The organism is Amycolatopsis iheyensis (assembly GCF_024703995.1).
Lineage (GTDB): Bacteria > Actinomycetota > Actinomycetes > Mycobacteriales > Pseudonocardiaceae > Amycolatopsis > Amycolatopsis iheyensis.
In genome coordinates, this window is record NZ_JAMXQV010000003.1 from 86,844 (window position 1) to 100,528 (window position 13,685).

Annotated in this window: 14 protein-coding genes; 10 read left to right on the plus strand and 4 right to left on the minus strand. The window is 70.5% G+C overall.

Going from position 1 to position 13,685, the window contains the following annotated elements; translation table 11 throughout:
- Window positions 1-17 precede the first annotated feature (17 nt).
- Window positions 18-806, plus strand: coding sequence for a TIGR03620 family F420-dependent LLM class oxidoreductase (locus M8542_RS07610; protein ID WP_257919312.1), 789 nt, complete (start codon window positions 18-20; stop codon window positions 804-806).
- Here the strand turns inward: M8542_RS07610 and M8542_RS07615 are convergent.
- Entirely contained in the window at window positions 803-1,285 is a 483-nt protein-coding gene (locus M8542_RS07615; protein ID WP_257919313.1) for a YybH family protein, read from the minus strand. The genes M8542_RS07610 and M8542_RS07615 overlap by 4 nt on opposite strands.
- Window positions 1,286-1,310: 25 nt before the next feature.
- On the opposite strand from M8542_RS07615, the gene M8542_RS07620 reads away from it, so the two are divergent.
- On the plus strand, window positions 1,311-1,670 hold the full coding sequence (locus M8542_RS07620) for an ArsR/SmtB family transcription factor (protein WP_276586130.1): 360 nt from the start codon (window positions 1,311-1,313) through the stop codon (window positions 1,668-1,670).
- Here M8542_RS07620 and M8542_RS07625 read toward each other — a convergent pair.
- A complete protein-coding gene (locus M8542_RS07625; protein WP_257919315.1) occupies window positions 1,651-2,295 on the minus strand; it encodes a LysE family translocator in 645 nt (214 codons plus the stop codon). The two genes, M8542_RS07620 and M8542_RS07625, sit on opposite strands and share 20 nt — an antisense overlap.
- Before the next feature lie 70 nt (window positions 2,296-2,365).
- On the opposite strand from M8542_RS07625, the gene M8542_RS07630 reads away from it, so the two are divergent.
- From M8542_RS07630 to M8542_RS07655, 6 genes are all read left to right on the plus strand, one after another.
- Window positions 2,366-3,544: a winged helix DNA-binding domain-containing protein gene (locus M8542_RS07630; RefSeq protein WP_257919316.1), complete on the plus strand. Its 1,179-nt coding sequence runs from the start codon at window positions 2,366-2,368 to the stop codon at window positions 3,542-3,544.
- A gap of 415 nt (window positions 3,545-3,959) precedes the next feature.
- Window positions 3,960-4,961: a type I glyceraldehyde-3-phosphate dehydrogenase gene (gap, locus tag M8542_RS07635; protein ID WP_257919317.1), complete on the plus strand. Its 1,002-nt coding sequence runs from the start codon at window positions 3,960-3,962 to the stop codon at window positions 4,959-4,961.
- Between the two features lie 5 nt (window positions 4,962-4,966).
- Complete coding sequence (locus tag M8542_RS07640; protein ID WP_257919318.1) at window positions 4,967-6,181, plus strand: phosphoglycerate kinase; 1,215 nt, start codon at window positions 4,967-4,969, stop codon at window positions 6,179-6,181.
- Window positions 6,181-6,966: a triose-phosphate isomerase gene (gene tpiA / locus M8542_RS07645; protein ID WP_257919319.1), complete on the plus strand. Its 786-nt coding sequence runs from the start codon at window positions 6,181-6,183 to the stop codon at window positions 6,964-6,966. The genes M8542_RS07640 and tpiA overlap by 1 nt, the downstream gene beginning before the upstream one ends.
- 127 nt (window positions 6,967-7,093) lie before the next feature.
- Entirely contained in the window at window positions 7,094-7,324 is a 231-nt protein-coding gene (secG, locus tag M8542_RS07650) for a preprotein translocase subunit SecG (protein ID WP_086671259.1), read from the plus strand.
- 107 nt (window positions 7,325-7,431) lie between these two features.
- Complete coding sequence (locus M8542_RS07655) at window positions 7,432-7,776, plus strand: RNA polymerase-binding protein RbpA (RefSeq protein ID WP_086671261.1); 345 nt, start codon at window positions 7,432-7,434, stop codon at window positions 7,774-7,776.
- Window positions 7,777-8,011: 235 nt separating this feature from the next.
- Here the strand turns inward: M8542_RS07655 and M8542_RS07660 are convergent, their stop codons facing one another.
- Window positions 8,012-9,211: a sensor histidine kinase gene (locus M8542_RS07660; RefSeq protein ID WP_257919320.1), complete on the minus strand. Its 1,200-nt coding sequence runs from the start codon at window positions 9,209-9,211 to the stop codon at window positions 8,012-8,014.
- Window positions 9,212-9,502: 291 nt separating this feature from the next.
- Entirely contained in the window at window positions 9,503-10,591 is a 1,089-nt protein-coding gene (locus M8542_RS07665; RefSeq protein WP_257919321.1) for an FAD-dependent oxidoreductase, read from the minus strand.
- Between the two features lie 125 nt (window positions 10,592-10,716).
- On the opposite strand from M8542_RS07665, the gene M8542_RS07670 reads away from it, so the two are divergent.
- The gene (locus tag M8542_RS07670; protein ID WP_257919322.1) at window positions 10,717-11,280 is read left to right on the plus strand and encodes a TetR/AcrR family transcriptional regulator; all 564 of its coding nucleotides are present in this window, start codon (window positions 10,717-10,719) and stop codon (window positions 11,278-11,280) included.
- Between the two features lie 176 nt (window positions 11,281-11,456).
- Window positions 11,457-13,655, plus strand: coding sequence for a tetratricopeptide repeat protein (locus M8542_RS07675; RefSeq protein ID WP_257919717.1), 2,199 nt, complete (start codon window positions 11,457-11,459; stop codon window positions 13,653-13,655).
- The last annotated feature ends 30 nt before the right edge of the window (window positions 13,656-13,685 follow it).

Sequence of the window (13,685 nt, forward strand, 5' to 3'; positions counted from 1 at the left end):
CCGGAGTTGCCCGGCGCATGACGACACTGGGGAAGCTGGGCGCGACGCTGGGCAGGACCGAGACGGGGGTCGTCGAGACCGCCGTCGAGCTGGAGGAGCTGGGCTACGGCACGCTGTGGCTGCCGGGCGGCCAGGGGAGCAACCTGCCGCTGATCACCGAAGTGGTGCGCGGGACCACGAAGATCCCGGTGGCCAGCGGGATCCTGCCGGTCGTGCGGGTGCCGGCCGCCGACGTGGCGCGGGCGTACGCGGACCTGCCGGCCGGGCGGTTCGTGGCCGGCCTGGGCGGGGCACACGGCCCGCGCCCGCTGGCGACCCTGAACAGCTACCTCGACGAGCTCGACGACACCGTGCCCGCGTCGGCGCGGATCCTGTCCGCGCTGGGCCCGAAGATGCTGGAGCTGGCCCGCGACCGCGCGGCGGGCGCGTACCCGTACCTGGTCACGACGGACTACGTCGCGTCCGCACGCGAGATCCTGGGCCCGGACCGGCAGCTGGCGGTGTTGTTCAACGTCGTCGCGGAGACCGACCCGGCGACGGCGCGTGAGGCGATCCGGGCCGGTTCGCTGCGGTTCCTCTCCGGCGTGCCCGGGTACGCGAACAACCTCCGCCGCATGGGGTTCACGGACGCGGACATCACCGGCCTGTCCGACCGCCTGGTCGACGGCGTGACGGTGTGGGGCGGCTTCGACACGGTCGTGGCCCGGCTGCGGGAGTACGTCGAGGCGGGCGCGGACCAGGTGGTCGTCCCGGTCGCCGACCTGCCCCGCGAGTGGTGGCCCCGGCTGGTGGAAGCACTGGCCTAGCCGCGAAGGGCGGCCTGGTAGGCGGCGAGCGCCTCGGCGTCGTCGATGCTGCCGTGGTGGTGGACCTGCACCCACCGGCCGGCTTCGTAGGCGAAGAACCGCGTGGTGCGGATGCTCAGGGGCACGGTTTCGGTGACGCGGTACTCGCCGGTCTCGCGGCCGGCGAACACCGCGTGCCCGTCGCCGGAGTACTCGACGATGTCGCCGAGGGTCACCGTGACACGGGCCGGGCCGTGGAAGACGCGCTCGTACAGCGCGGTGATCGCGTCGCCGCCGCGGAGGATCCCGCCCAGCGGGTTGTTGAGCTGGGCGAGCGGGTCGCTCGTCCAGACCTGGCGGAACACGGCGAGATCACGCTGGTTGAAGGCGTAGTAGAACGATTCGAGAGCGGCCAGGGCGCCGTCCCGGCCAGGTCGGGTGGCCTCGTCGAGCCGGTTGCGCGCGTCGGGGCCGAAGGTCGTGTCGAGGTGTCGGGGCACGGCTGCTCCTGGCGTAAGGTGTTCGATGGAGGTCGACCAGGTGAGTGTACGACAAACATCGAACACTGCGCGGGCCCGTGGCCTCACGCACGTGCTCCCGGCGGAGGTTTCCCTGCAGGACGCCCTCGCCGCGGTCGCCGATCCGGTGCGCCGCAGCATCCTGCGTGAGCTGGCCGCCGTGCCGGAGTGGACCAAGGCGTGCGGCACCTTCGACCTGCCCGTGACGAAGGCGACCCGCAGTCACCACTTCTCGGTGCTGCGCGCCGCCGGGCTGATCGAGCAGCGCGACGAAGGCCCGCGACGGCTCAACCGCTTGCGCCGCCCCGAATTCGACGCGGCGTTCCCGGGACTGCTGGACCTGGTGCTCAGTCACCCCGGCCGGTGAAGGCCAGGGTGGTGCCGAGGCCGATCATCACCAGGCCGCCGGTGCCGCCCACCAGCTCGAGCCGCTTCGGCGACCGGGCGAACCACGTGCGGGCCGTGCCGGCCACCAGCGCCCACGCGCTGTCGGTGGCCAGCGCGATCGCTGGCAGGCACAGGCCGAGCAGCAGCATCTGGACCGGCACCGAGCCGGCAGCCGGGTCGACGAACTGGGGCAGCAGCGCGGCGAGGAAGACGATCGACTTCGGGTTGGCGAAGCCGACGACGAAGCCGTCGCGCAGCACGGTCACGACCCGGCGCGGGGTGGTGCGCACCGTCGCGGCCATCGCGTCGGTGAGCCGGCGGCGGTGCCGGACGGCCTGAATGCCCAGGTACACCAGGTAGATCGCGCCGGCGATCTTGATCGCGGTGAACACCGTGGCCGACGTCGTCACGAGCGCGCCGAGACCGAACGCGACCGCGACCACCTGCGTGTACACCCCGGCCGAGTTGCCCAAGACGGTGAGCAGCGCGTCGCGCCGGCCGACCGTGAGCGCGCGGCTGATCGTGAACAGCACGCTCGGCCCGGGGACGACGACCATGAGGAACGTGAGCGCGGCGAAGGCCGCGAAGTGCGCGCCGGAGACCATGGCGCGAGCGTAAGGCCGCCGCGACCGGACGACCAGCGTTTTTGTCGGTGCCGGGTGGTATCACAGTGGCGTGCTCCCGAAGATCACCCTCGACCAGCGCCGGGCCCGCCTCGCCGCCCGTCACCACCTCGCCGCGCCCGCGGCTTCGGTGGCCGACGCGGTGGCCGGGGTCGTCGCGCTGCACGCCACCGACCCGGCGACCGTCCACCTCTCGGCGTGCGCGCGGCTCGCGTCACCGGCGGTTCCGCTCGTCGAGCGCGCGCTGTATGAAGACCGGACGGTGCTGCGGCTGCTCGGCATGCGGCGCACGGTTTTCGTCACGAGCCTGGAGACGGCCGCGCTCGTGCAGGCGGGGTGTTCCGCCGACATCGCCGTCAAGCAACGGAAACTGCTGGAGCAGCACCTCGGGCGGCAAGGCCACCCGGAGAACGTCGCCGAGCCCGGGAAGTGGCTGGCCGACGTCGAAGCGTCGGTCGAAGCGGCGCTGCGGGCCCGCGGCTCGGCGACGGCGCAGCAGCTGAGCGAGGACGAGCCGCGGTTGCGCCAGCAGCTGCGGATGGCCGCGGGCAAGCCGTACGAGGCGATCGGGAACGTCACGAGCCGGGTGCTGTTCCTGCTGGCCGCGAACGGCCGGATCGTCCGCGGCCGGCCGCGGGGGAGCTGGCTGAGCACCCAGTACGTGTGGCACCCGCTGGACTCGTGGGCACCCGGGCTCGCCGCCTGGACCGCGGAGGAGGCGCGGGTCGAGCTGGCGCGGCGCTGGCTGCGCGCGTACGGCCCGGCGCCGGTGTCGGACCTGCGCTGGTGGACGGGCTGGACGGCGGGCCAGGCGAAGAAGGCGCTGGCCGCGCTGTCCCCGGCCGAAGTCGACATCGAGGGCGTGCCCGGCGTCGTGTTGGCCGACGACCTCGAGCCGGTGCCCGAGCCGCCGCCGTGGGTGGCGTTCCTGCCGGCCCTGGACCCGACGCCGATGGGCTGGCAGGAGCGTGACTGGTTCCTCGGCCGGCACCGCCCGGCCCTGTTCGACCGCAGCGGCAACATCGGCCCGACGATCTGGCTGAGCGGCCGCGTCGTCGGCGGCTGGGCCCAGCGTGCCTCGGGGGAGGTCGCGTTCCGCTTGCTGGAGGACGTCGGCGCGGAGGCGTCGGCGATGGTGTCGGCCGAGGCGGCGAAGAGCGAGGGCTGGTTCGGCGAGGCGCGTGTGACACCGCGGTTCCGGACGCCGCTCGAGCGCGAGCTGGCGGGGTAGGGCGAAATGACGACCGCTCGTCCGGCTGATGCCGGTCCGCTGGATCGGTCGAGTCATCGACCTCACGCTCGCGCCGGCGCCCTTCCGGCGCGGTCCGGCCACCCTGTCGGAGGCCTCCGAAAATCGATATTGGCTGAATCGTTCCAGTCGCCAAAATCGAACTCCTGCCGAGCGTCTGTAAACCCGCTGCGGCCTGCTGGAACAGGCAAACCAGCCGGCCGACTGGTCCGCCGTGGTCCGCCCGGCCGAGGCACCCTGGAACCACTCGGCTACTTAATCGATTCTTGACCCGTTCGCCAAGTGGTGGAAGTCTCGTCAGGGCAGTCAGGGACGCGCATGCCCGCACGCTAGGGTTGCCCGCGAGCCCGCAAGTCACGGCCGGACGCCCCGGCCGATCCTCAGAGGAGTGGCAGCAGTGACCGTTCGCGTAGGTGTCAACGGCTTCGGCCGGATCGGCCGCAACTTCTTCCGCGCCGTCAAGGCGAGCGGCCACGACATCGAGGTCGTCGCGTTCAACGACCTCGGCGACGTCGCCACCATGGCCCACCTGCTGAAGTACGACTCCATCCTGGGCCGGTTCCCGGGTGAGGTCAGCGTCAGCGACGAGGGCATCGTCGTGGACGGCAAGACCATCAAGGCCCTCGCCGAGCGCGACCCGGCCAACCTGCCCTGGGGCGACCTGGGTGTGGACGTGGTCGTCGAGTCCACCGGCTTCTTCACCAACGCCGACGCCGCCAAGGCGCACATCGCCGGTGGCGCCAAGAAGGTCATCATCTCCGCGCCCGCCAAGGGCGAGGACCTGACCGTCGTCCTCGGCGTCAACGACGAGAAGTACGACGGCTCGCAGGTGATCATCTCCAACGCCTCCTGCACCACCAACTGCCTCGGCCCGCTGGCCAAGGTCCTCAACGACGCCTTCGGCATCGAGCAGGGCCTGATGACCACGATCCACGCGTACACGCAGGACCAGAACCTGCAGGACGGCCCGCACAAGGACCTGCGCCGCGCCCGCGCCGCCGCCCTGAACGTCGTCCCGGCCTCGACCGGTGCCGCCAAGGCGATCGGCCTGGTGCTGCCGGAGCTGCTGGGCAAGCTGGACGGCTACGCCCTGCGCGTCCCGGTGCCGACCGGCTCGGCCACCGACCTCACGGTCACCCTGAAGAAGGCCGCCACGGTCGACGAGATCAACGCCGCGTACAAGGCCGCCGCCGAGGGTCCGCTGGCCGGCATCCTGCGCTACTCGGTCGACCCGATCGTGTCCTCGGACATCGTCACCGACCCGGCGTCCTGCATCTACGACTCGCCGCTGACCAAGGTCATCGGCAACCAGGTCAAGGTCGTCGGCTGGTACGACAACGAGTGGGGCTACTCCAACCGCCTCGCGGACCTGATCAAGCTCGTCGGTTCGAAGCTCTGAGCCGGATGACCGTCAAGAACCTCGACGACCTGCTGGGCGAGGGCGTCCAGGGCCGGTACGTGCTCGTTCGTAGCGACCTGAACGTCCCGCTCGACGGGGACCGCATCACCGACGACGGCCGGGTCCGCGCGGCGCTGCCGACGATCAAGAAGCTCGCCGACGCGGGCGCCAAGGTCGTCGTCACCGCGCACCTCGGCCGCCCGAAGGGCGAGCCGGACCCGAAGTACACCCTCGCGCCCGTCGCGAAGCGGCTCTCCGAGCTGCTCGGCGCCGAGGTCGCGCTGGCCGGTGACCTGGTCGGCGAGTCCGCGAAGGCGCTGACCGGCGGCCTGGCCGACGGCGGTGTCGTCCTGCTGGAGAACGTGCGCTTCGACGCGCGCGAGACCAGCAAGGACGCCGTGGACCGCTCCGAGCTGGCCGCCGAGCTGGGCGCGCTGGTCCCGGGTGGCGCGTTCGTCTCCGACGGCTTCGGCGTCGTGCACCGCAAGCAGGCCTCGGTCTACGAGGTCGCGTCGGTGCTCCCGGCGTACGCGGGCGGCCTGGTGCTGGCCGAGCTGGACGTGCTGAAGAAGCTGACCGACGACGTCAAGCGGCCGTACGTGGTCGTGCTCGGCGGCGCGAAGGTGTCCGACAAGCTCGGCGTCATCGCGAACCTGCTGACCAAGGTCGACCGGCTGCTCATCGGCGGCGGCATGGCGTACACGTTCCTCAAGGCCCAGGGCTACGAGGTCGGTCAGTCGCTGCTGCAGGCCGACCAGCTGGACCAGGTGTCGGGCTTCCTCGCCGAGGCGGAGAAGCGCGGCGTCGAGCTGGTCCTGCCGGTCGACGTGCTGGCCGCGACCGAGTTCGCCGCCGACGCGGCGAACGAGGTCGTCGACGCCACCGCGATCCCGGCCGACCGCCAGGGTCTCGACATCGGCCCGCGCAGCCGTGAGCTGTTCGCGAGCAAGCTGGCCGACGCGCAGACCGTGTTCTGGAACGGCCCGATGGGCGTGTTCGAGTTCGAGGCGTTCTCCGGCGGCACCCGCGCGGTGGCCGAGGCGCTCGTCAAGAGCGAGGCGTTCACCGTGGTCGGCGGCGGCGACTCGGCCGCCGCGGTGCGGCAGCTGGGCCTGCCCGAGGACGGCTTCTCGCACATCTCCACCGGCGGCGGCGCCTCGCTGGAGTACCTCGAGGGCAAGGAACTGCCGGGCGTGACCGCTCTGGAGGGGAAGAACTAGTGGCACGCAAGCCGTTCATCGCCGGCAACTGGAAGATGAACCAGAACCACCTCGAGGCGATCGCGCTCGTCCAGAAGATCGCGTTCGCGCTGCCGGAGAAGTACTACGCGAAGGTCGACGTGGCGGTGCTGCCGCCGTTCACCGACATCCGCAGCGTGCAGACCCTGGTCGACGGCGACAAGCTCTCGCTCACCTACGGTGCGCAGGACATCGCGCCGCAGGACTCCGGCGCCTACACCGGCGACGTGTCGGGCGTGATGCTGGCCAAGCTGGGCTGCAAGTTCGTCACCGTCGGCCACTCGGAGCGGCGTGAGTACCACGCCGAGTCCGACGAGCTGGTCAACAAGAAGGTCAAGGCCGCGCTCAAGCACGGCATCACGCCGATCCTCTGCATCGGGGAGAAGCTCGAGGTCCGTGAGGCCGGCGAGCACATCCACCACACCACGACGCAGCTGATCGAGGGCCTGAAGGGCCTCAAGGCCGAGCAGCTCTCGGGCGTGGTCGTCGCGTACGAGCCGGTCTGGGCGATCGGCACGGGCAAGGTCGCGTCGTCGGCCGACGCCGAAGAGGTCTGCAAGGCCATCCGGGCCACCCTCCAGGAGAAGTACGGCGACGAGGTCGCTTCGTCCGTCCGGGTGCTCTACGGGGGGTCGGTGAAGTCGGGCAACATCAGCGAGCTGGTGGCCTGCGAGAACATCGACGGTGCCCTGGTCGGCGGAGCCAGCCTCGACGGCGAGGAGTTCACGAAACTCTGCGCACTCGCCGCGGGCGGGCCGCTGCCCTGATCGAGGCCACGACCGGGTAACCTGTGTATCCGGTCCGTCACACAGCAGTGGACGAGTCCAGGGGTACGGTGGTGGTCGGAAACGACCATGCCGTGCCCCTGCATTCTCCTAGAGCCCAGAGGATGACATGAAGCTGTTCCTGCAAATCCTGTTGATCGTCTCCAGCGTCTTCCTCGTGGTGGCGGTTCTGCTGCACCGCGGGCGTGGCGGTGGCCTGTCGTCGCTGTTCGGCGGTGGGATGCAGTCCAGCCTGGCCGGGTCGAGCGTGGCCGAGAAGAACCTCGACCGGATCACCCTGCTGCTGGGCGCGGTGTGGCTGATCAGCATCGTGGGCCTGGGTCTGCTGCTCAAGGTGTGAGGCGTCCGGCGTCCCGTCGTCGATCGCGACCGGGTCGAGACGGCAGGGCGCAGCGATTCGGCGTGCCTATTGGGGGGCGCGCCGCCGATTCCTAGGTGTGAGGATTCATGGTTGGCGGTAACGCGATTCGAGGCACCCGGGTGGGTGCCGGTCCTACGGGCGAATCGGAACGAGGTGAATCGGCGCCGCGGCGCCGGGTCGGCTACTGGTGCGCCAACGGGCACGAAGCCCGCCCGTCCTTCGCGCTCGACGCGGAGATCCCGGACGAGTGGGACTGCCCTCGCTGCGGACTGCCGGGCGGGCAGGACGAGAAGAACCCGCCGGCCGCCCCGCGCACGGAGCCGTACAAGACGCACCTGGCCTACGTGAAGGAGCGCCGCAGCGACGCCGACGGCGAGGCCATCCTCGCCGAAGCGCTCGAGCGGCTGCGCCAGCGCCGGGAGATCATCTAAGCGTTGCCGGCCAAAAGCCACCCCGGGACACCTCGGGGTGGCTTTTCGCGCGTTCGGCGCCTGAGCAGCCCCCGTTTTCCACGCTACCGGCGGCCACCGACAGTTTCGGGCCGGGAAAGCCGCGAGCAGCGGATTCCGGCCCGTCACGGGCCGGAATCCGCCGCTCGCGGCTCCTGCACTTCCGAAATCGTCGGTGCCCGCCGGTAAAATGGTGACCGGGGGCCGGTGGCCGCCCTCAGCGGTCCAGCGGGTAGCGGGCCCGGACGCGGAACCCGCCGTCCGCCATGCCGGACGTCTCGAAGCTTCCACCCAGCAGGCGCGCCCGCTCGGCGAGCCCGGTCAGCCCGTGCCCGCCCGAAGGCAGCGCCTCGCCGGTCCGGCGGGCGCGCTCGTTGCGGACCTCGATCTTGAGCGCCCCGTGCTCACCCTGGATGCGGATCGTCGCCGTCGCGCCCGGGGCGTGCTTGTGGACGTTCGTCAGGCACTCCTGCACCGTCCGGTACGCCGCCGCCGACACCTGGTTCGGCAGGGCCTCCGGCAGGTGCTCCACCGACAGGTGCACCGGGACCTCCGACGTCCGGATCAGCCGGTCGAGGTCGTTGATCCCGGGCCGGGGGCCGTCGTCCTCGGCGCCCGCGCGCAGCACGCTCAGCAGTGACCGCAGCTCCTCCAGCGTCCGCTTCGACAGCGTCCGGATGACCTGCGCGGTCTCCTGCGCCCGGTCGTCGGCGGTCTGGGCCTGCAGCGCGCCGGCCTGCATCGCGATCAGCGTGATCTGGTGCGAGACGACGTCGTGCATCTCGCGCGCCAGCCGGGCGCGCTCCTCGGCGCGGACGGCGTCGGCGTGGAAGCGGCGCTCGCGGTCGCGGCTCGTGGCCAGCTCGGCGAGCTTGTTCGAAACCTCGGCCCGCGCCCCGATGAGCAGGCCGATCGCGATGGGCATGCCCGCGACGAGCACGCCGTAGATGCCGTCGAGGATGTGCTCCCGCCAGCTGAGCTCGGCGAAGTCCTCCAGCGGCCACTGCACGAACCGGCAGCACCACACCAGCGCCGCGCCGACCCAGACCTGCCAGTGCAGCTGACGCCGGGTGGCGAGCATGCCCAGCGTGATCATCGACGCGAGCTGCGCCCAGCCGGCCAGGAAGCCGGGGACCGCGACGAGCACGGCGAGGAACGGGAACTTCCGCCGGAACACCACCGCGAGACAGGCGGCGCCGGAGAGCCAGATCGAATAGGGCTGGGCCTTCTCGGGGATCACCAGCCAGACGTCGAGCACGGCCAGAATGACCGCGGCCGCCTCGATGGCGAACGTGACCACAGCGGGGCGGGGCACCGAGCCGAACAGGCTCAGTCCGCGCTTGCGCACCCGCTCGGCGGCCGATGGCCCCGAGCCGGCGATCGAGATGCCTGGAATCGAGAGTCCCTCTGTACTCATCGCTGGCGACCCCATTCGTCTTGTGGACTTGTTGGTGAGAGGTGCTCAGGGCCCGATCGGGACGCGCAGCAACGGACAAATGTGCGGATGCTAACGAGGTCGCGTACGAAGACGGTAAGTTTCACCCGTTGTCGGAGTTCCGGCGTCCGAATTCCGTAGTCGGCTGGGCCGTCCGGGCGAAAGCCACGGAGGAGTGCTACTCACCGTGAGAGGGGTACTTCCCATCGTGCACTGATCCGACCACATCGTGGGAATCATGTTACCCACGTGTGGTCGTCCGGCACTAGGTCATCAGGCCGCCGCGGAGCGGAAGTCGTCGCTCAGCAGGTCGTCGAGGCCCGTCGCGCACGCCTTCGCGGTCTCGATCGAGCGTGGCAGCATGCCGGTCTCGTAGGCGCGCACGGCCTCATCGACCGAAGACGCCGTCGCCAGCGCGGTGGCGAGCTCGGTGCCGTCGAGCAGGGCGAGGTTCGCGCCGACCCCGAGCGGCGGCATCAGGTGCGCCGCGTCGCCGAGCAGCGTGACGCCCGGGGTGTGCGTCCAGGCGTGGGGGACCGGCAGGACGTGCAGTGGCCGGTGCGTGAAGGCGCCGTCCTGGTCCCGCAGGAGCCGCAGCACGTCCGGGTGCCACCCGGCGAACCGCGTCAGCAGGTTCGCCCGCACCGCTTCGGTGTCGGCGAAGTCGAGTCCGGTGGCCCAGTCCTCGGGCGCGTAGAAGACGGCGTAGCAGCGGATGTGGCCGCTGCTGGTCCGCTGCGCGAAGAGCGCCCGGCCGTCGACCTTGGTCACCATCGTGCCCTGGCCGGCGAGCGCGGCCAGTTCCGGATGCCGGCGGTCGGCGTCGTCGAGGCCGAACTCGACGAACGTGACGCCGCTGTACTCGGGCCGGACGCCGGTCAGCGTGCGGCGGACGCGGGACCACGCGCCGTCCGCGCCGACGACCAGTTCGAAGTCCGCCGTGCTGCCGTCGCCGAAGGTCAGGCTGCCGGGGGCGGCCGCGGTGATCGGCCGGCCCCACCGGACGGTGCCGGGGGAGAGGGCGTCGAGGAGGAGGCCGCGGAGCTGGCCGCGGTCGATCTCGGGGCGGAACTCGTCGCCCTCGGCGGGGAGTTCGTCCATGACGACGTCCGCGGTGCGTGGGTCGAGCGCGCGCATCTGCTGGCCCTCCGGCCTGGACAGTGCGCGGAACTCGTCGTGGAGGCGGGCGGTGCGCAGGGCCACCTGGCCGGTGTCGGCGTGCATGTCGAGCGTGCCGCCCTGGGGCCGCGCTGCGGCCGAGGCTTCCTGCTCGAAGACGGTGACGTCGACGCCGTGCAGCTGCAGGACGCGGGCACAGGCCAGGCCGCCGAGGCCGGCGCCGACGATCGCGATGGAGTTCATGGCTTCCCCCTGGAAGTTCGGTGCCGCCGGCGGGTCCGGCGGCCTGACACCAGAAAAGCACAGTGACTCAGAAAGTGCAACGACTACACTTTTGAATCGAGTCAACTATCACATAGACTCCAGGTATGACCGAAGTGATCGGGCGCCGCGAGCGCAAGAAGGCGCAGACCCGGCAGGCGCTGGCCGACGCGGCACTGGAGCTGTTCCTGGCGCGCGGGTACGACGAGGTCGGCGTGAAGGAGATCGCGGACGCCGCCGACGTCTCGGTGACGACGTTGTTCAAGTACTTCCCGAGCAAGGAAGCGCTGCTGTTCGACCAGGACGACGACATCGAGGCGGCGCTGGTGGAGGCGGTCCACGGCCGGCCGCCGGGGCACACGGTCGTGGACGCGCTGCGCAAGTACGTGCTCAAGGACATCGCCGACGGCGGCCCGGACGACCAGTTCCTCCGGCTGATCGAGAGCACCCCGGTGCTGCGCGACTACGGCCGCCGCATGTGGATGCGCCACGAGACCGCGCTCGCCCGGGCGATCGCGGTGGAGCTGCGTGTTCCCGAGGACGACGTCTCGTGCGCGTCGTTGGCGCGGTTCGCGCTGGCGTCGCGGGATCTGATCGTGACGCACGAGAACCCGCGCAAGGCGGCGGAGGAGATCTTCGGGAACCTGGAGCGCGGCTGGCGGACGAGGTGAACTGGTCTGTCCGGGTGAAGACGGCCTGAGGTGTGCAACGCCGGGGGCGTGCCGGGCGTACCCAGTCACTGTGAGCGGGAAAGCGTGGGCGTGGGCGCGCTGGGCACGGCGGTCGTCACGTCGGGCTTGGGCGTGGTGATCAACATCGCCACCGACGTGAAGGACGCTTGGTGGGCATGGGCGGCGGTCGCGGTTCTGACGGTGATCAGCGCTGGGGTGAGCGTCTGGCTGCAGCCTTCCGGCGCACCTCCGATCACCCAGCGGGCGACGGCGTCGGGCAACGCGACGATCCAGCAGGCGGGCCGGGACATCACCCCACCCGGCTGACGCAGGACGCGACGGCGTCCGAGAGCGGGGTCGTCCAGCAGGCCGGGCGGGACCTGAACAACACGTACGTCCTGCCGTCGCGCCAGCCGGTCGAGCTGCCGTACCAGGCGGGGCTGATGCCCCCGGCGGCCCCGGCGTTCCAAACCCGCGCGGCGACGAAGCTGGTGGTGGCGGCGGTAGCGGCCGGTGACGCGGTGGTGCTGACGACGAAGGTCCTGTCCGGGCTGGGCGGCGTCGGCAAGACGCAGCTGGCGGTCAACTACGCCGAGACGCTGTGGGCGGAGCGCCGGGTCGACCTCCTGGTGTGGGTGACGGCGGGCTCGCGCGAAGCGATCGTCTCGACGTACGCGAAGGTCGCCGAAGCGGTGACTGGCCGAGCGGTCGACGACCCGGAAGAAGGTGCCCGCAGGCTGCTTGAGTGGCTACGCGCGACGTCGGCCTCTTGGCTGGTGGTCCTCGACGACCTCCAGGACCCCCGGCATCTCGACGACCTCTGGCCGCCGCGGAATGGGCAGGTGCTGGTCACGACCCGTCGGCGCGACGCCGCGTTGAGGGGGCGGCACCGGCGGATCATCGACGTGGACGTGTTCACGCCGGAGGAGGCTCACGCGTACCTGGCCGCGACGTTCGCCGGGCACCTGCTCGATGGTGCCGATGAACTCGCTGCCGAGTTGGGGTTCCTGCCGCTGGCCCTTGCCCAAGCGTCGGCCTATGCGCTGGATCGGGTGCTGTCGTGCCGGGAGTACTTGGCGAGGTTTACCGACCGGCAGCGGTCTCTGGGGAGTCACCAGGAGACGGTCGCTACGACGTGGTCCATCTCGATCGAGCTGGCCGACAGCTTGGATCCGGTCGGGCTGGCTCGGCCTTTGTTGGAGATCGCGGCTCTGCTCGATCCGAACGGGATTCCGCTGTCGGTGTTCACGACGGACACGGTCGCGGAGATGCTGGACGCGACACCAGAGCAGGCCCGTGATGGATTGTCGTGCCTGCACCGGCTGAGCTTGATCACCTTCGACCCGGCTTCGAATGTGCGCTCGGTCCGGGTGCACGCGTTGGTACAACGCGCGGTGCAGGACCAGATCCTGGACGCGGCGATGCCCGCCCTCGCGAGAGGGGCCGCGGATGCGTTGCTGGAAGCGTGGCCCGAGATCGAACGGGACGTCACGGTCGGCCAGGTGCTGCGGACGAACGTCGATACCCTGGCCTCGCTCGCCCGAAAGCACCTGCTGTCGTTCGAAGTCCATCCGGCGCTCTTTCACGCCGGTATCAGCCTTGCTCGTAGTGGCCTGGTCAGTCGAGCTGCCACCTACTTCCGTGGGCTGCATGAAGCCGCCGAAGAGACTTTGGGGCCAGACCACGCTGACACCATGACCTGCCAGCAGCTGTTCGCCAATTGGCGGGGGGAAGCCGGCGATGTGGCGGGAGCCATCGCTGCCTTGGAGCACCTTCTCGCCAATCGCATCAGGGTGCTCGGTGCCGATCACCCACACGTTCTCGCGACTCGGACCAGCCTGGCCAGGTACCACGGACATGCCGGCGATCCGGCTGGAGCTGTCGCGGCCTACGAAGAAGTCACCTTGGACTCGGTTCGGCTCCTGGGACCGGACCACATCAATACTCTGACTTGTCGTCACGGCATCGCTTACTGGCGCGGACGAGCGGGCGATCATGCGGGCGCGGTGGCTGATCTTGAACAACTTTTGGCTGACTTGCTCCGGGTCCTCGGCCCCGACGACCGTCACACTTTGACAGCTCGGGCCAACCTCGCCCGCTACCGCGGGCATGCTGGTGATTCTGCTGGAGCTGTTGCCGCCCACGAGAAGATCGTCGCCGACCGAATCCGGTTGCTGGGCCCCGACAATCCGGAAACTCTGATGGCCCGTGCCAACCTCGCAAGCTGGCGAGGGCGAGCAGGAGACCCAGCGGGGGCGGCCGCCGCACTTCAAGACCTTCTAGCCGACCGACGGCGGGTTCTTGGCCTCGATCATCCGAATATCGCGATCACCGAAGCCAACCTCGAGTACTGGCGAACCCGCGCCAACGAATGAAGGCCCCCTGCCGCAGCAGGAGGCCTCCAT